Consider the following 17,108-nt stretch of genomic DNA (forward strand, 5'->3'; position numbering starts at 1 on the left):
CTCAGGCTGAACTAGAATTGAGAACGTGATGTCTAAGGAATCTTTGCCGCTGCTTGGGGCCACCGAAATCCGTCGCCTGGCCGATGAGCTGGGGATCCGGCCCACCAAGACCCTGGGCCAGAACTTCGTGATCGATGGGAACACCATCCGTCGCATCGTGGCGGCCGCCCACGTCTCCCCGGAGGAAACCGTGCTGGAGGTCGGGCCGGGGCTCGGTTCGCTGACCCTGGGCATCATGGACGCCGCCGACAAGGTGGTCGCCGTGGAGATCGATCCGCCGCTGGCCAAGCGCCTTCCGCAGACCATGGCCGAGTTCCGTCCGGGCCGTGAAAAGGACCTGACGGTGATCCTCTCGGATGCCATGAAGGTCACCGAGCTTCCCGGGGAGCCCACCGCGCTGGTGGCAAACCTCCCCTACAACGTCGCGGTTCCCGTGGTGCTGCACCTGCTGGAGCACTTCCCCTCGATCCGCCACGGTCTGGTGATGGTCCAGGACGAGGTGGCCGACCGCATGAGCGCGAGCCCGGGCAGCAAGATCTACGGCGTGCCGTCGGTCAAGGGTGCCTGGTACGGAACCATGCGCAAGGCCGGGGTCATCGGCATGAACGTCTTCTGGCCGGCCCCCAAGATCCATTCAGGCCTGGTCGGGTTCACCCGCGACAAGGACCGCAGTGATGCGCCGGACCGCAAGCAGGTCTTCGCGATCATCGACGCCGCCTTCGCCCAACGCCGCAAGACCCTGCGCGCAGCGCTCTCCGGCTGGGCAGGGTCCGGCATGCGCGCCGAGCAGATCCTCACGCTGGCGGGCATCGACCCGAAGGAACGCGGCGAGAAGCTGGATATCGACGGGTTCATCGCAATCGCCCGCGCCGCCGAGCAGGTCCCGGCCGAACCGAAGCCAGAGTCCTAGGCATGGCCAAACAGCGAGTTATTGCCACTGCGCCGGGCAAGATCAATGTCTATTTCCGTGTCGGCCCGCCCCGCGAAGACGGCTACCACGAGGTCGCCAGCCTGTATGTCGCGGTGTCGCTGCTGGAGCAGATCGAAGCGACGCTGCGCGAGGATAACGAACTGCAGCTGAGCCTTGAACCTGGTTCCGCGGTGGTTTCAGACCCGGAGAACTTCCCGCTGGGCGAGCACAACCTGGTGTACAAGGCCGCGCAGCTGCTGCGCGAGCACACCGGGTGCACCCTCGGCGCGAACCTGCATATCACCAAGCGGGTGCCCATTGCCGGCGGCATGGGCGGCGGTTCAGCGGATGCTGCGGCAACCCTGGTGGCCTGCAACGAGCTGTGGCAGACGGGCCTGGACCGCGAGGAACTTGGGCGCCTCGGAGCCCGGCTGGGCGCGGACGTGCCCTTCGCGTTGATGGGCGGCGCGGCCATCGGCCTGGGGGTGGGGGACAAGCTCGCCCCGCTGCTGACCCGCGCCAAGACCCAGTGGGTGCTGATCCCCGCCAGCTACGGGCTGTCCACCCCGCGCGTCTACGCCATGCTCGACCGGTTGCGCAGCGGGCAGGAGATCGCGGTACCCCAGGAAGTGGACCCGGATGTCATCGAGGCATTGATGCACTCGGACGCCCAGGCCCTGTCGCAGGTACTCGTCAACGACCTGACCCAGGCCTCCCTGGCCCTGGCTCCGGAGCTGGGCACCGTGCGCGACTTGGCCGAAGGCGCCGGCGCGCTGCGGGCCATGGTCTCCGGCTCCGGCCCGACCCTGGCTCTGCTGGTGCGCGATGCCGAGCATGCCGAGCAGGTGCGGGCCCAGCTGGGCGATGAAGTCGGAGTTGCCACGCTGGCTGTCAGCGCTCCGGCGCCCGGCGCGAAGGTCGAGCTCTCCGAGTAACCTCCGGTTATTTTGCCCCAAGCTCTTGTCGGGCCGTTGCCTGGATCATAGGGTGAATCCTGAACCCACAAAGTGAAGCACGTTCATTTTGTGTCGCGGTAGTGAAGGATTCTCATGATCAACGGACACGTGTCCCATTGGTGGGAGCACATCGGTCTGCCCGAAGCCCGTCCGACCCTCACCGGCCACCACACCGCCGACGTGGCCATCGTGGGCGCCGGATTCACCGGACTGTGGACCGCCTACTACCTGGCCAAGGCGCAGCCGGGGCTGAAAATCACCGTGGTCGAATCGCGCCACGTAGGCTACGGCGCCTCGGGGCGCAACGGCGGCTGGCTGACCAACACCGTCACCGGCGGCCGCGAACGCTATGTGAAGAGCCACGGCCGCAGCGCGGCCGAGGCCTTCCAGGACGCCATGAACCGCACCGTCGCAGAGGTCATCGCCGTCTGCGAAGCCGAAGGCATCGACGCGGATATCCAGCAGGGCGGCGAATTCGAGATCGCCTACACCCCGGCTCAGGAACACCGCCTGCGCTCGCACGCGAAAGCCGAAGCCCAGTGGGCGCACACGGACACCAAGCTCCTTGAAGCTTCCGAGGCCTCCGCGAAAATCAATGTCGCCGGAACCCGGGCGGCGCTGTGGCACCCGCATGCAGCGCGCATCCACCCGGCGAAGCTGGTCAAGGCCCTGGCCGAGGTGGTTGAGCAGCTCGGCGTCACGATCTACGAAAACACCCACGTCACCACCATCCGCCCGCGCCAGCTGGAATTCGAGGGCGGAACGCTCAATGCTGAATTCATCCTGCGCGCCACCGAGGGATTCACCTCCGGCATCAAGGGCCATAAGCGCCTGTGGCTGCCCATGAACTCCTCGATGATCGCCACCGAGCCGCTGAGCCAGGGCATCTGGGATGAGCTGAACTGGAGCCAGGGCGAGGTGCTCGGCGACTTCGCCCACGTCTACATGTATGCCCAGCGCACCGCGGATGACCGCATCGCCATCGGCGGGCGCGGGGTGCCGTACAAGTTCGGCTCGCGCACGGACACCGACGGCCAGACGCCGCAGGTCACCGTCGACGGGCTGACCGAGGTGCTGCACCGGATGTTCCCGCAGACCGCCTCCGCCCGCGTGGACCATGCCTGGTCAGGTGTCCTCGGGGTGCCGCGCGACTGGGCGGCCACCGTGGGCCTGGTTCCGGCCACCGGCCTTGGCTGGGCCGGAGGCTACGTGGGCACCGGCGTGGCCACGACCAATCTCTCCGGGCGCACCCTGCGCGATCTGGTGCTGGGCGACTCCACGGAGCTGACCGCGCTGCCGTGGGTCAACCACCGCGTACGCCAGTGGGAGCCGGAACCGCTTCGCTGGATCGCCACCAAGGGGCTGTACGCAGCGTACGGCAAGGCTGACCGCAGCGAGCTGGACGGGCGCAGCACCACCTCGCCGATCGCCCGCATTGCGGACTTGATTACCGGCAAGCCCTAGCCAGGACACCTGTTGCGTGGAGGGGTCGGAAGCACCGCCTGAGATTAGCTGGCCTCCGGCTCGGGACCGGCCACGTAGAGCAGCGCCCTGTCGTAGTCGCTGTGCAGGTCAATACGTGTCAGATGCTTGAACCGGACATTAACGACGTTCTCGTACCAGCGTGTGTTCGCATTGATCATGTGGATCCACGCTGATTTCCGGCGCAATTCGACAACTGTGCCAATCCACAATTGGTCCGGGGCACGCACTTCCTCGTAGAGCAGGATCAGCGGCGCGGCGGCAGAAGCCGTAGCGTAGATGCTCCCGCGATTCAATGAACGGCATGAATTTGCGCGTGAGCTTCACCCTTTCGAGGTCTGCAATCCGCAGGATCATGTATCCGTTGAAGTACGCTCCGTCGCGCAAATTCACGAGCAGGACCCAGTCCTAGCCCAGCTTTTGGACGATTCCGTCCTCGTGCTCGCCCGGCGCAACACTGCGCGTGAGCCTCACTGGAATCTGCTCGTTGAGCGATTTGGCCAGCTTTCGCCGGATCTTCGGCGTCGTCTGTTCCTTGCTCACAATCCGCCCGCCTTCGATGCGGCCTGTCCCATGCGCTTGATGGCTTCCACCAGGATCGGGCGGGGGAGCGCGAAATTCATGCGCACGAACCCGGCAGAGCCTTCGCCGCATTGGGCGCCCTCGACCAGTGCCACGCGGGCCTGGCTGAGGAAGAACTCGGCCGTTCGTTCGCCGTGCCCCAACGCCCTGGCATCCAGCCAGCCCAGATAGGTCCCCTCCGGCGGGAGCCAGAACACCCCGGGCAGATGCTCTTCCAGCAGCTCGGTGAGCAGATCCCGGTTGTCCCGAAGATAACCCAAGACCTGCTGGCGCCACGGTTCCCCGCTGTTGTACGCCGCGATGGCAGCCAGTTTGCCAGGCGTGGAGGCTCCATGACCGATGAAGAATCCCTTGTCCCGCCAGAGTTCCGGATCGGCCGGGTTGGAAAAGAACAGTTGCGCGCACTTGAGCCCCGGCATGTTGAATGCCTTGGTCGCCGAGGTTGCCGTGATGGCGTGCACAGCAGTTTCCGGCGACAGCGAGGCATAGGGCACATGGGCCCCCTCGAAAACCAGCGAGGAATGGATCTCATCCGAGAAGACCCTGGCTCCGTGCTCCTGGACGACTTCCGACAGCGACTGCAGTTCCTGCCGCGTGTAGACCTTGCCGATGGGATTGTGCGGATTGCACAACAGCACCAGACCGCCGCCGTTCTGCAGCGCTTCGCGGATGCCAGACAGATCCATCTGCCACCCGGAGCCGTCGCGCAGCATCGGCACCTGGATAATTCGGCGGTTCTTGAGCGCCGGATAGGTCAGGAACGGCATTGTAGGCCGGGGTTGGAACCACGACCGCGGCCTGCGGTTCCAGGAAGATGTCCAGCACGGCACCAAGCCCGGCTAGCACATCGGCAATTGGCGCGATGAAATCAGGATCGGGCGTCCAGCCGAAGTTCCTGCCGTAGTAGTCGCTGGCCGCTGCCGCCAACTGCGCATCGAGCGCCGGAGGCGGGTAGCCGAAGAGTTCCGACTCGGCGTAGTCGCGCAGTGCTCGGCGGATGGGGGTGGCCAACGGGTAATCCATCTCCGCCACCCACGCCCCGATGGCGTGCTCATGGGCGGTCCACTTCAGCGATCCGTTGGCGCGCAGCTGCTCTTCGGTCAGCCCATCCCACTCAGCGGTAGACACGGAAGCCCACCCTTGCCGGGCGGTGTTCTCCCAGCACCATCTCAACTTGTGCCCGCGCCTGGTCCTCGATCGAGTCAGGGCTCAAGGCCGCGAGGTATTCGCGGTGTTCGCTTAATGCGGCGATGGCGGCATCGATGTCCTGCTGTTCGATCTGGACGCAATGCGTCGGCGCCCCGTCGGCGAAAACAGCGATCATCTGCACTTCGGTATGCGGTGGATCGGTGAGATCGGGGAAGATCCAGGAGTTGGCTGCGTCGGAGACCGCATCGAGAACGGCTCGGCCCACGGCCTGGTGGTCTGCCGAGTTCCGGTAGACGCCGCCGAAGGTGCGTTCAAAGTTCAGTGTGATGACCACATCGGGGCGGTGGCGTCGGATCGCTGCGGCAAAGGCGCGGCGCAGCTCGATGCCGTATTCCAGCCGGCCGTCGGGCAGGCCTAGGAATTCAAGCTCCTGAACTCCGACGTGGGTTATGGCCCGGCGCTGCTCGATTTCGCGCAGCGGTCCTGCCTGCGCCGGGGCGATGGTCTCGATTCCTGCTTCGCCGGCCGTCGCCAAGACGTAGGCTACCTCTTTGCCCTGCCGGGTCCACCGGCTCACCGCCAGCGCGGTCCCGTACTCGGGGTCGTCGGGATGCGCCATGAGCACCAGCGCCCGCTGCCAGTTCTCGTCGAAGACTTCCAACTCGGGCTTGTCGATTCGCGTGGTATCCATGGTCTGATTCTTCCCCAAAGGGCTGCGCAACACCAGCAATGGCGGAAACGCTAAACGGCATGGACTTGGAACTTGATGGAAAAATTGTGCTTGTCGTCGGAGGGACCGGGCTGATCGGCTCCGCGGTGGTCAACTGGCTGCAGGCCGAGGGAGCGATCGCTATCAGCGCCGCACGTTCCGCCAGCACGGACCTGCAGCTGGATGCAAGCGATGAGCACTCGGTGCAGGCTGGCATCCAGCAGGTGATGGACATGCATGGACGGATCGACGGCTTAGTGCATGCCGCCGCACCCAGCGCTAGGACACTGGATCCGGCCGGGAACTCCGACCCGGCCCGTGTCATGGAAGCGGTGCAGGGAAAGGCTCTGGGGTTCTTGCGCATGGCCAACGCGGTGCTGCCGCATATGCGGGCAGCCGGCTCCGGACGGATTGTCGGGGTCTCCGGCCAGAACGCACTGGTGACCGGAAATATCGCAGGTTCGGTGCGCAACGGGGCGCTGATCACCATTGCGAAGCACCTGGCCGATGAGCATGCGGGGACAGGGATCGGCATCAATACCGTAAGCCCGGGAATCGTCAGCGAGCATCCGGCGACCTCGGTAGCGCCTGGCGGTTTCGGCGATACGACGCCGACGCAGGTCGCCGAGGTGATCGCTTTCCTGCTCTCGCCGCGGGCCGCGGAGCTCAGCGGTGAATCGATGGCGATCGGGCACCGGGTGCGCGGCGTTGTGTCGTTGTAGCAGCGAAAACGGTCGTTTTTGGTGTCCCATAAGCCTAACCTCCTACGGGACTGCTCAGCAGTAAGCTGGCCTCGCTCTGCTGATAATTCATACCGACAGGTGGAGCAAGGCTTAGTCAGCGATCGATTCCGCAAATTGCGTGGCGTCTTGGGGGTTGGCCAATACGACTTGGTACCGGTGACCTTTTGAATCTGAGAAGGTTACGGAGGCAGATCCTCCCATGTTCAATCTCGTGAGGGAGTCGCGTTTATGCGTCGTGACAGGCCAGTTCACCAAGCCAAGGTTCATGCCGTTATCCGATGCGACCGACACATCATGCACGTTCTGTCGCGGTACAACCCGTTTCCAGGCAGGGCCGGTAAGAATGACCGATCTCGTGTCAACCGTCACCGTGATCTGTGCCAGCCGCCAGCACCACACAGCAGCAAAGATCAGTGCTATAGCCAATAGGTAGAAACCCCCAAGAAATTCGAAGATAGCAACCACAACGAAAACAACCGCAAGAACCCAAGGAACCCTCTGCGGTGCAGATCTACTTCATCCTAGGCAAACCAGAGATGATTAAGTGGTTCACTTCTACTTGGTGGATCAAGGGTGAAGCACTTTGGAAATCTCAGCTGCTAATGAGCGCACACAACTGTTGAGCGCTAGTAATTTGTTCCCATGGTCGTTCGTACTTCAGCAAGGGTTTGGTTGGCTCCAAAGTTTGCTCGTTCATTTCCGCGTTGAAGAACCTGGCTGATATACCCAGATCCTTAGTCAGTTTGTTTCGACATTCTCGGTGGCCCGCCAGAAAATCGTTAATGGCATCCGCCGTCAACTGTTTAAGCGCACCACTGCCAGAATCTCCAATCCTCTCGGCAATAGCTTCGGGGCTCTCTCCTAAACACAATGCAGCAGTGGATAGCAATGCTGATACTCCCGGACGTGTTTGCGGATCGAAAGTAATTCTGCGATCCGAATCTGTGGTCGTGCGGCGGACAACTTGGACAGTTTCATCTGGCGACATTCCAAGAGAAATAGCGTTGCCATAACTCGTGGATAGAGACACGCACGGGCAACGCGTTGATTTCGAAGCGCAAAATGTTAAGGGTTTTAGGTGCGACGATTCATTTACTAAGAAGGATCGATTTTAACGAAAATGGTCGATAGGATGGCGTTATACTCAAGCGGGTCGCATCGTCATCAATCGAAATAGAAGCTCATGCCGCGTAAATTTGCAAGTATCGCACTAGCTGGCGCACTGCTATTGGGAGGGGCGACTGCCGCCCATGCAGCAGTATCGTCACCTCCGGAAGGTGGAACTTGGGATCGCGGGACAAATCTCGTCTGGTCATACTCAAAGTATTTCAATCAGAACAAAACACACAGCTCGGCTGTGAAGGATTCCAGTGGAAACACCAAAAGTAGCGGCTGGGTTGCAAAGAATACCTGGGCAGACGCTCGCTTTACGTCGCGCTGGCCAGGCGTTCACTACTACTACAACGTGCGCTGATCGAATACTTTGCCATTGAGTAAGCCGGGCTCTTGATATTGAGCCCGGTTTGCTTTGCTTGCTGACCATAAATCGGAGATTTGAAACCTATTGAAGAAGCTTTTGACAGCGTCCTCCCTTATCGCCGCGGCAATCTTGGTACTTTTGGCAGGTATTTTTATCAATATTTCTGATCGATATTTCCCGCTAGGTGCAGGTTCAACCGTGTTGGTCTCTTTGGAAGACTCCACGGCTTCCAGAGCGGAAGTCCTCCAGAGCCTGACCGAGTGGAGTGATGGTACAGCCGTTCCCCTATATTTACAGGCTCCTGCCGATGAAGATCCGACTGCGCGAGTTCTCTACTCATTAGGATCGGCTTCCCCAGAGGAAAGACTTGCTCCGACCTCTTTCTTGCCGTGGCATCACATGGAGATACTTTCCGCTGCGGATCTCGGTAGCCATAGCCTTGAAGCATCCTACGTGCCCGCTGACGCAAGCGCAGAGCAGCGGGCATCCTTCACAAAGGTCATTGAAAGCCTGGGAGGCCAGGCTTGGTGGACGAACTACGACTGGCGACAAATGCTAATGCAATCACTGGCTGAAAGTGGGGCTGCACTTGCACTGCTGACTTCCGGGGTCCTTGTAGTCACGAGCGTGCTGATGTGGGGTTTGTCGAGAGCTCGGCTCCACGATCTCGAATTCTTGGCGGGGAAGTCCAACGTTGAGATCATAAGGGGCGATCTCGGTGTCCTTATTCGCCGCGTTGCGCTTCCTATAGGGCTGCTTGCTTCCGTAGCGGGGGTCACTGTTCTCATCTTGAGTGGCCTGCAATATGCAGTGGAATTCATGTCCACGCTCGCAGTTGCTTTGCTGATACTGCTCAGTTTCATATTGATAATATGGGCCCTTGTCGTGGCGCTGTCATGGCCGACTCGGCAAGCTATTGCACGAAGAGAATTTCCTGGAGCAGGCTTTGGCGCACCTAGTGAAATGTTGCGTCTACTATCGGTAGGCATCACCGCGCTAACGCTTCCTTTTCTCGTGTCAGGATTAATCGGCGCGCAGCAGGCGGCAGATCAGGCGCAAGAGTGGTCTCGGCTGGACGGATGGGTTTCGATTCGGGCTTCGTCTGCTGATGGAGAGCTGGAGGACCCAGTCAAGGAAGCGGCAAGGGCTATGTCGAGTAGGGAGCAACTGGCTTTCTCTAAAGCAATAAGTCTATATTCTGGGCCTGCCGGATCAGATTCGAGTGATCCGACTCTATCTGTAATTATTACGGACATGACTTTCCTAAAGCTGATGGGGATCGAGTCGCTAAACGGGGCGGATTGGAAGCCTGCACAAGAGGCAGATCTCCCTCAAGACGCCGCGCAGGTCATGAAAGATTCACTACCTCTATGGCTTGCTGACTCAGACGGGCTTAAGGCTTCCGGGGTGCACTTTATGCGGTGGCAGGGAGAAAAACCCTTTGCGGCGATCAGTGGAGTCACGGGAGAGATGGAATTCGAGAGTACTCCGACCGTCATCGTCGTGGACAACGCAGGAGAATCGCTCACGGGCAATTTGCTGTTGTCTTCAGCTTCAACGGGTAATTTGCTATTTAGCAATGCCGATGCCGTGCGGCAGTCTTTCGATGCCAACGGAGCCAGCGATGTAATCCTCTCTGTTGATCGCGCCGCCGATTCCGGCCTCCTTCGCGCGCAGCTGCTAAACCAGACTTTGTGGCTCAGATGGCTGTCGTTGGGGTTGGTCCTTTCTGCTTTGGCTTTGACTATTGCGGTCGGAGCCCAAGTCTGGGCACACAGGCTTTCCCGGAGAATATTCGTTCAGCGTACAGCCGGATTTAGCTGGGCTTGGATTGCTCGCTGGCGCATCATCTGGGAGTCAATATCCGCAATCTTCATTTCGGCCTTGAGTGTGCTTTTTCTCAAGCAACTGGAACTGTCGCCCTGGTGGGCTTTAATTCTTCCTTTGACGTACCTTCCAATGAGCGTATATCTACACAGTCGCGCTCTACGTCACCGCTTCACGAGTCTCATCAGCAGAAGCCCTTGACCTCGATTGGAGCAGTAGAAATTATCCCGCAACTTTTGACTACGTTTGGTGGATCCTTGAAATTACAAATGTCCAATGTCAGCGTTAAAGCTGCGTCAAAAAATGTGCTGACTAATATCGATGCGCTGTGCCTTCCAGGCGAAATCACAGGGCTCGTCGGTGTGAGCGGCGCAGGAAAGACGACTGCCTTGCACTGCTTGGGTCTATTGATCGCCCCTGATGAGGGTGCAGTGCTGGTCAATGGTGAGGCCACGGCAAAGTGGCCTGATAAGAAGCGCCGACTTTTCTGGCGAAATCAAGCGACTTTCATCTTTCAAGACTACGGTCTGGTGGATGAAGAGAGCGTGGCATATAATATCGCACTGGGCGTACGCAGCAGGAAAGCTCAGGAGAGCATTGATGACGCTCTTGCCATGGTCGGTTTAGAAGGGCGTGGCTCTGAGACCATTTCACGCCTTAGCGGAGGTGAAAAGCAGCGTGTGGGCTTAGCACGAGCCATCGCAAAGGGAGCAACCTGTATTTTTGCAGATGAACCAACAGCTTCCCTGGACGCCAAGAATCGGTCCATGGTGATTCAGCTGCTGCGTGAGCGAGCTCAAGCAGGCGCAACAGTTGTACTCGCAACCCATGACGAAGAGGCAATGGAAGCCTGTAATTCTCTTATCCGCCTGGTCCCTCCCGCTCAAATGGATTGAGAATCTAGAATCAGCTGGCTCCATGTCTCAGGGGAATTTTACTTGCTATGAATCAGTGCTCTCACTCCAGCCTGACAGGCAGGGATCCGCCCGCAAGAGCAAGGCTGACCGGGCATTTTCGCGCCGCCATCCGCTCACCCTCGCAGAACAAACATCCCATCCGGAACTTCAGCGAGATTCCTAGACCCGGGCGCAGAGAATACACTCACTGACCATGGCGACCCAGCGTGGAAAGGGCTGAGGTGCCAGTCCGAGAACCGGTGGGAGAGTGTCAATCCCGACCCGGCCGCTGCCTTGTCTTGATCCATGGGGCCGCCCTGAATGACAGTGGTGGTTCCGACGACGAAAATGCCCCCGGCTTCCAGCAGTTCTGCAACCTGGCGGAAGGTTTTGCGCAGTTCATTCGCTGACAGAAAAGACGGAACGTTCCCCGACATGAGTACGACGTCGTAGGCCCCAGGGAGGCCGTTTAGGGGCAAGGTCCCAGGCTCAATGTCGACGGCGGCCATACGGCGAAACCACGACGGATCATAGAGGTCCCGGGCAACTTCGAGGACTTCTGGCGTGGGATCAATTCCGTAGGCCGCGTGGCCCCGGGCTCGCAATCCGTTGACGGCATTGCCGATTCCGCATCCGATATCGAGGACACAGGCACATCGCCTGCTCATCATGTCAACGAAACGTACGTCGACTTCCATGTCCGTTCCGGCAAGTACATGCCGCCTCATTTTCGCTGCGTAACCCTCGTAGTCCCGACCTGTGCTCATCGCCCCAGTCTCCCACGAAACGTACATTGGCTTGGGTAGCCACACAATAAGTAGATGGCTGCTCACTTCGTCGTGTCCGCAAGCGGAACGCTCTACGGGACACAGTTTAAGATACTGAAATAATTGGGCCGGCGGGTCGACGAAGCCAGACTGTAGTGAACCCCTCGGCCATGCCTTCTTCGAAATCAAATTTGAAGCCACGTCGTTCGTAAAATGCTTGGGCTGTCGAATTTCCTTTCACAAATTCGATCCTTACATCGTGTGCGGGACCGATAGCAGTAAGAGCTGTGTTCATCAGTTCTGTGCCGATTCCGCAACCGTGGGCTTTCGGCACAACATAGATTTTCCATATGACAGGTTCGCCCTCAAACTGCCCTACAGTGAGAGTGCCCACAGCTTCGCCATTCTGAAAAGCAATGTACGTCGTATCATCGGCAATAGAAGCGCTTACCGAGTCGTGTGACCACCAAGTATTGAGGTTATCCATTACGAAATCTGGACTCGTAAAACTAAGATAGGTAGCTGGCCACGTAATAATCCCAATTGACCGGATGGTCGGCACATCATTAACGTTTGCTGGGCGAATCGATATGTTATTCATGACCCCAAACCTATCGGAGTATAGGTTGTTTATGGGGAATCTCAATGAAACACAAACGCCCCTGCTTGCCATTCCCTCAATTCCGATTCCACGGCACGTCGAAATAGCGCACTCTGCACCGCCTGTTGAGGAACTTGCGAGCGTTCTCCTTCGAAGCTGGAACAGTTGCGTCGTTCCGTAAGGGGTCTGTCCAGATTCGCGTTCCTGACCGTTCCGTAAGCCGGTCCTCATTCGGGACATAAGTCTTGTTGGCTTGGCATATTTTCGAATCTCCGGGTTTCCAAAGATTTCAGATTCCCGTATACCCCGCCCACAAAAATGCCCGGTGAAGGTGCCTTATGCGGATATCAAAGTTGGTGGGTGTGGGATGGGATCCAGTACAAACATGTCGTAGCTTATTTGCTGGAAATGCATTGGCCATTGACTATTTCGCTCGGCTGATTTCGACCGATTCTGCTTCAAGCGTGAAGTCAGTTTGCTCGGATTTCTTGCCATTTGCTTGAGCCGTCACAGTGTGCACTCCGGGGTAGTACTTGCGTGTCGTAATGGGCCTGAACGAATGGGTTTTGCCCAGGGTGACAGTCTCGCCTGGCCCGATTTTCCGTGTGGCAAGTTTGAATGTCTTGGCCCCATGGGAGCCATTCGCCCTCAGGAAGCCGACGCTGTAATCGATGGCAACGTTGGCTTCAGTGCCACCATGGTTCGTGACCTGTGTGCTGAATGCGATCTCACCGTTCCAGGGGATGCGGTCGCTGGCAAGCAGCGGCGCGGAGATCGAAAGATCGTCACCGGAAAAACCGAGGAGGGACAACGCTTCGGGGTGGCCCTGCTTGGCCAGTGTTCGCAATCCGTGCCGAAGCACCCACGCGGTGTTTTCGTCGGCGTTGCCAGCCCATGCGGTGGCCGTCTCGATGAGGGCTCCCAGATCAACCCGGCTGAGGTCATTGAGGTGGTTCGCGACCGATCGGCGAACGTATTCCGCGGGATCCCGGTAGCTGGCGTCGAGAATGGCGCGGGTCTCTCGGGGATTGGCGACGAGCCAAGGGACACGTTTTGCCCAAGGAAGGTACGCGCGAGTCCCCTCGGTGGCCAGACGGCGAACGTGTTCATTCTCGTGCTGTGTCCAGTTTTGCGCGTGCTGGAGCGCGCGTTCTGGCCGGTCGATAATCATCGCGCGGATCGCGAATTCGCAGGTCAGTCTGTCGGTAAGCAGGGCAAGCGTTTCCATGGCCGCATCGAAGTCTTCGATGGTTCCGGAATCAAGTGCCTTGGCGGTGATGAGCTCGGAAACGGGCCAGATCATCCAGCCGGTGAGCAAGGGATCGTTCAGAGCCTCGTGAATGATCGTCCTGGTGCTGGCGAAGTCCGCGGGAAGGTCTTTCAGCAAGGCGTTCCGGACGATATCAACTCGGTCCCGCAGCCGCATGTCGGCGACGAGTCCAGCTGAATTTTTGAGATGGCCCAGTCCGATTCCGGGCGCAACGTCTTGCAGCGAAGTACGCAATTGCGCAATCACGGTTGGGTTGATGAGTTCGTCCATGGATCCCATAAGTTGTCCTTCAAGTGCGCTTGCTAAGGGTGAGCTGCTTGGCCCGTCAGACGGCTGGCGGGCCGGAACGATCGAGGAAAATAAATTCGGGGCATTTCGTCTGCTTCTCGGGAGAGGCGGCGCCCCCACGCTTTAGCGATCAACGACAGAAGCCTCCTGACAGTCGAATCGAGTGCCGGATTCAGCCAAGCCGTGAATACATGTACATGTCCTTACGTGCTCCACCAATTTCTTCCCAACTGCGCAACAGACCTTCTCGCATGTAGCCGCAGTGCTCAGCTGTCTTCCATGAGCCTTCGTTCCAGGGCTCGACATAAAGTTCCAAACGATGAATGTCCGGCAGTTCGAGCCCCCATTGAGAGATCGCTTCCAAGGCAGCAGAGGCAATTCCTCGGTTGCGGTGCGACGGGCCAACCCAATAGCCGATGCTGGCTCGGCCATGATTGGAGTTTTTCAGCCATAGTCCGATCTGGCCCAATGCCTGATCCGAGTCTGCATCCGCGATGGCAAAAGAATAGCCTGATCGTTCAACGAGCCGGTGGTGCTGCCGATCGATGAACTCGCTGATTTCTTTCCGGGTACCGTTGCGGGGAACTGTTGTGATCAGTGGAATCAGCGGATCGGAGGAAGCATCTTGAACCAACGGTGCGTCCCCTGCGTTAAACGGGCGAAGACGATAACCACAAGCATCTATGACAGGCTGAATCAACGGGTCCATCTTGAAAGACTAACTGGTCGATGGGGCTATTGGCTCCGTGAATCTTGCGGTGTGCGCGGGACGGCGCACATATCAAGCATCGGGAAGTCAGCCAGACAGCAGCTTTTTCAACACATTATCATTGGCAGGTCGATTGCACACACGGGATCCGAGAACCGAAACGCCATTCGGATTAGATGGGATCGGCCTTGCCTCAGAGGAATCTCCGATGGATCAAGTCCTGGCTCAAGGGGTGCTTTTCCTATGCCAGTCGGTATGGGCTGACTGGGATTCGTACGTGACCAGCGCGCCGCAGGCATCGCAAACCGGCATCCGGACACCCCTGCCGCTCTGCGAGTACCCGTCATGGAGAGGCACGGAGTCCAGGCCCAAAAATTCTCGAACACTCGCTTTGATTCTCATGCTTCAAACCTAATGCACGGCACTTCAGCTCCCATGAATTTGCGTGACAACAAGGGTTGGATATTCGATCCCCGCAGTGCAATAAACAACAATGACGCGAGACCGCATCTGAAGGGACTACAAGGTTGTCGGACCTGTGTCTCGAAGAGTGCAAGCTGCTTTCACACGGAGGGGATCCAGAAGGCTGCGGCAAACTACCAAGCGGATTTCATGGAGTTGGTAGGAGCAAAGACATGATAAGAATCTGCTTTTGGCAAGTTTGCCACGAAGCAAAAGCAAAGCGATGGCTACCACCGAACAGATGTCGAACTTTAAATGGTTCTCAACTTTGAGTGTTCGGGGGTAGCCATCGCTGCCCGAGCTAGACCGGGCAAGTATCGATCAAGCTGGCTTTAGGATCAGCCGACGATCTCGGAGAGTTCCAGCCAGCGTTCTTCCAGCTGGTCAACCTGGTCCTGCAATTCGCTGATCTCTGCGGTCAGCTTGCCTAGCCCCTCGTAATCAGACTGGTCATGGCCGGCCATCTTCTCATGGATCTTGGCGATCTTGTCCTGCAACTGCCCGACCTTGCGCTCGTTGGCGTTCAGCTCCTTCTGCGCGGCACGCAGCTCGGCGCCGCTGGGGCCTGCGGGCTTTGCCTGCTCGGTGCCGGATGACTGGGCGGGGTTGGAGCCCGACCCGGTGCCCTGTGCGCTGCGCAGTGCCAGGTACTCGTCCACGCCGCCCGGAACATGACGGAAGTTCCCGTCCAGGATCGCGTACTGCTGGTCGGTGACGCGCTCCAGCAGGTAGCGGTCGTGGGAAACCACGATCAGCGTGCCCGGCCAGGAGTCCAGCAGGTCTTCCAATGCGGCGAGCATGTCGGTGTCGACGTCGTTGGTCGGCTCATCGAGGATCATGACGTTCGGCTCGTCCATAAGGATCATCAGCAGCTGCAGTCGGCGGCGCTGGCCGCCGGAGAGCTCGCGGACCTTGGTGGACAGGTGCGCGGAGGAGAATCCCAGGCGTTCAAGCAGCTGGGCAGGGGTCAGGTCCTTGCCGTCCACGTTGAAGGTGGTGCGGAAGCGGCCGAGCACCTCGCGGACCAGGTCCTCGCCGATCTGGTCCAGTTCGCGGAACTGCTGGTCCAGCACTGCCAGCTTCACGGTCTTGCCGCGCTTGATCTTGCCGCTGGAGGGCTCCACGGTGCCGGCGATCAGGCCCAGCAGGGTCGACTTGCCCGCGCCATTGGCGCCCAGCAGGCCGGTGCGCTCGCCGGGGCCGATGCGCCAGGTGAAGGGCTTGAGGATCTGCTTCGGGCCGAAGGATACCGAGGTGTCCAGCAGGTCGATGACGTCCTTGCCCAACCGGCTGGTGGCCATGCGCTTGAGTTCCAGCGGGTTGCGCACCGGAGGTACGTCGGCGATGAGCTGGTTGGCGGCCTCGATGCGGAACTTCGGCTTGGAGGTACGGGCCGGTGCGCCGCGGCGCAGCCAGGCCAGTTCCTTCTTCATCATGTTCTGGCGCTTGGATTCGGTGACCGCTGCGATGCGGTCGCGTTCCACACGCTGCAGCACGTAGGCAGCGTAGCCGCCTTCGAAGGGCTCGACGATGCCGTCATGCACCTCCCAGGTGGTGGTGCAGACCGCGTCGAGGAACCAGCGGTCGTGGGTGACGACCATCAGCCCGCCGGAGTTCTTGGACCAGCGGTTGTTGATGTGCTCGGCCAGCCAGGAGATGCCTTCGACGTCCAGGTGGTTGGTCGGCTCGTCGAGGATCACAACGTCCCAGTCCTGCACCAGCAGGGCTGCCAATGCCACGCGGCGGCGCTGGCCGCCGGAGAGCGTGCCCACTGTTGCTTCCCAGTCCAGGTCTGCGACCAGGCCGGAGATGATGTCGCGGGTACGGGCGTCGCCGGCCCATTCGTGGTCGGCCATGTCGCCCACTACGGCGTAATGGATGGTCGAGTCCGAGTCCAGGGTGTCGCTCTGGTCCAGGACTCCCACGCGCAGGCCGTTGCGCTGGGTCACGCGTCCTGAATTAGGCTCGATCTTGCCCGAGAGCATGCCAAGCAGCGAGGACTTGCCTTCGCCGTTGCGTCCAACGAGTCCGATGCGGTCGCCGTCGGAAATGCCGATGGTCACCGAGTCAAAAACGACGTGGGTTGGATATTCCAGATGCAGGGCTTCGCCCCCGAGTAAATGTGCCACGTCTCCAGTTTACTTTCCGGGGCAAATCGAGACGCCAAACTGTGGGGGAACAGCCATATTCCAAAGTTGCCTCCGCACCGCGTGTGGAATAAAGCAGAGAATAAAAGTGAGTCTCAATACGGTGTTTTGCGATTTCACACAGCACCGC

Annotated in this window: 17 protein-coding genes; 7 read left to right on the top strand and 10 right to left on the bottom strand. The window is 59.5% G+C overall.

Annotated elements, in window-relative coordinates; translation table 11 throughout:
- Nucleotides 1–28: 28 nt before the first annotated feature.
- The 3 genes from rsmA (at nucleotide 29) to ACTX90_RS04225 (ending at nucleotide 3,330) form a co-directional block, all read left to right on the top strand.
- Complete coding sequence (gene rsmA / locus ACTX90_RS04215) at nucleotides 29–910, top strand: 16S rRNA (adenine(1518)-N(6)/adenine(1519)-N(6))-dimethyltransferase RsmA (protein WP_053797523.1); 882 nt, start codon at nucleotides 29–31, stop codon at nucleotides 908–910.
- A gap of 2 nt (nucleotides 911–912) precedes the next feature.
- Nucleotides 913–1,845: a 4-(cytidine 5'-diphospho)-2-C-methyl-D-erythritol kinase gene (locus ACTX90_RS04220; protein WP_053797524.1), complete on the top strand. Its 933-nt coding sequence runs from the start codon at nucleotides 913–915 to the stop codon at nucleotides 1,843–1,845.
- 114 nt (nucleotides 1,846–1,959) lie between these two features.
- Nucleotides 1,960–3,330, top strand: coding sequence for an NAD(P)/FAD-dependent oxidoreductase (locus tag ACTX90_RS04225; RefSeq protein ID WP_443443225.1), 1,371 nt, complete (start codon nucleotides 1,960–1,962; stop codon nucleotides 3,328–3,330).
- Between the two features lie 44 nt (nucleotides 3,331–3,374).
- On the opposite strand, the gene ACTX90_RS04230 is transcribed toward ACTX90_RS04225, so the two are convergent.
- The 4 genes from ACTX90_RS04230 to ACTX90_RS04245 all read right to left on the bottom strand — a co-directional run bounded on the left by ACTX90_RS04230 (nucleotide 3,375) and on the right by ACTX90_RS04245 (nucleotide 5,770).
- The gene (locus ACTX90_RS04230; RefSeq protein ID WP_443443226.1) at nucleotides 3,375–3,644 is read right to left on the bottom strand and encodes a hypothetical protein; all 270 of its coding nucleotides are present in this window, start codon (nucleotides 3,642–3,644) and stop codon (nucleotides 3,375–3,377) included.
- Between the two features lie 112 nt (nucleotides 3,645–3,756).
- The gene (locus ACTX90_RS04235; RefSeq protein WP_443443228.1) at nucleotides 3,757–3,891 is read right to left on the bottom strand and encodes a hypothetical protein; all 135 of its coding nucleotides are present in this window, start codon (nucleotides 3,889–3,891) and stop codon (nucleotides 3,757–3,759) included.
- Nucleotides 3,888–4,697 (bottom strand): MalY/PatB family protein, encoded by an 810-nt coding sequence (locus tag ACTX90_RS04240; RefSeq protein WP_443443230.1) that lies wholly within the window; start codon nucleotides 4,695–4,697, stop codon nucleotides 3,888–3,890. The genes ACTX90_RS04235 and ACTX90_RS04240 overlap by 4 nt, the downstream gene beginning before the upstream one ends.
- A gap of 347 nt (nucleotides 4,698–5,044) precedes the next feature.
- Complete coding sequence (locus ACTX90_RS04245; protein WP_443443232.1) at nucleotides 5,045–5,770, bottom strand: PIG-L deacetylase family protein; 726 nt, start codon at nucleotides 5,768–5,770, stop codon at nucleotides 5,045–5,047.
- A gap of 59 nt (nucleotides 5,771–5,829) precedes the next feature.
- On the opposite strand from ACTX90_RS04245, the gene ACTX90_RS04250 reads away from it, so the two are divergent.
- Nucleotides 5,830–6,510: an SDR family NAD(P)-dependent oxidoreductase gene (locus ACTX90_RS04250; protein ID WP_443443233.1), complete on the top strand. Its 681-nt coding sequence runs from the start codon at nucleotides 5,830–5,832 to the stop codon at nucleotides 6,508–6,510.
- Nucleotides 6,511–7,123: 613 nt separating this feature from the next.
- Here ACTX90_RS04250 and ACTX90_RS04255 read toward each other — a convergent pair.
- Nucleotides 7,124–7,519, bottom strand: coding sequence for a hypothetical protein (locus tag ACTX90_RS04255; protein WP_443443235.1), 396 nt, complete (start codon nucleotides 7,517–7,519; stop codon nucleotides 7,124–7,126).
- 195 nt (nucleotides 7,520–7,714) lie between these two features.
- Here ACTX90_RS04255 and ACTX90_RS04260 point away from each other — a divergent pair, with 195 nt between their 5' ends.
- The 3 genes from ACTX90_RS04260 (at nucleotide 7,715) to ACTX90_RS04270 (ending at nucleotide 10,734) form a co-directional block, all read left to right on the top strand.
- Nucleotides 7,715–8,005 (top strand): lactococcin 972 family bacteriocin, encoded by a 291-nt coding sequence (locus tag ACTX90_RS04260; protein ID WP_443443236.1) that lies wholly within the window; start codon nucleotides 7,715–7,717, stop codon nucleotides 8,003–8,005.
- 90 nt (nucleotides 8,006–8,095) lie between these two features.
- Nucleotides 8,096–10,039: a bacteriocin-associated integral membrane family protein gene (locus ACTX90_RS04265; RefSeq protein ID WP_443443238.1), complete on the top strand. Its 1,944-nt coding sequence runs from the start codon at nucleotides 8,096–8,098 to the stop codon at nucleotides 10,037–10,039.
- Nucleotides 10,036–10,734 carry an ABC transporter ATP-binding protein gene (locus tag ACTX90_RS04270; RefSeq protein WP_443443239.1) on the top strand — a complete coding sequence of 233 codons (699 nt, stop codon included), beginning with the start codon at nucleotides 10,036–10,038 and terminating at the stop codon, nucleotides 10,732–10,734. Before ACTX90_RS04265 ends, ACTX90_RS04270 begins: the two co-directional genes overlap by 4 nt.
- Before the next feature lie 134 nt (nucleotides 10,735–10,868).
- On the opposite strand, the gene ACTX90_RS04275 is transcribed toward ACTX90_RS04270, so the two are convergent.
- The 5 genes from ACTX90_RS04275 to ACTX90_RS04295 all read right to left on the bottom strand — a co-directional run bounded on the left by ACTX90_RS04275 (nucleotide 10,869) and on the right by ACTX90_RS04295 (nucleotide 16,960).
- Nucleotides 10,869–11,528 (bottom strand): class I SAM-dependent methyltransferase, encoded by a 660-nt coding sequence (locus ACTX90_RS04275; RefSeq protein WP_443443980.1) that lies wholly within the window; start codon nucleotides 11,526–11,528, stop codon nucleotides 10,869–10,871.
- Between the two features lie 79 nt (nucleotides 11,529–11,607).
- A complete protein-coding gene (locus ACTX90_RS04280; RefSeq protein WP_443443241.1) occupies nucleotides 11,608–12,102 on the bottom strand; it encodes a GNAT family N-acetyltransferase in 495 nt (164 codons plus the stop codon).
- A gap of 424 nt (nucleotides 12,103–12,526) precedes the next feature.
- A complete protein-coding gene (locus ACTX90_RS04285) occupies nucleotides 12,527–13,642 on the bottom strand; it encodes a DNA alkylation repair protein (protein ID WP_443443243.1) in 1,116 nt (371 codons plus the stop codon).
- A 190-nt stretch (nucleotides 13,643–13,832) separates the two neighbouring features.
- Nucleotides 13,833–14,369: a GNAT family N-acetyltransferase gene (locus ACTX90_RS04290; RefSeq protein WP_443443244.1), complete on the bottom strand. Its 537-nt coding sequence runs from the start codon at nucleotides 14,367–14,369 to the stop codon at nucleotides 13,833–13,835.
- A gap of 800 nt (nucleotides 14,370–15,169) precedes the next feature.
- Nucleotides 15,170–16,960: an ABC-F family ATP-binding cassette domain-containing protein gene (locus ACTX90_RS04295; protein WP_443443246.1), complete on the bottom strand. Its 1,791-nt coding sequence runs from the start codon at nucleotides 16,958–16,960 to the stop codon at nucleotides 15,170–15,172.
- Nucleotides 16,961–17,108 lie beyond the last annotated feature (148 nt).

The sequence above is a fragment of the Glutamicibacter soli genome (assembly GCF_052322135.1).
Lineage (GTDB): Bacteria > Actinomycetota > Actinomycetes > Actinomycetales > Micrococcaceae > Glutamicibacter > Glutamicibacter soli.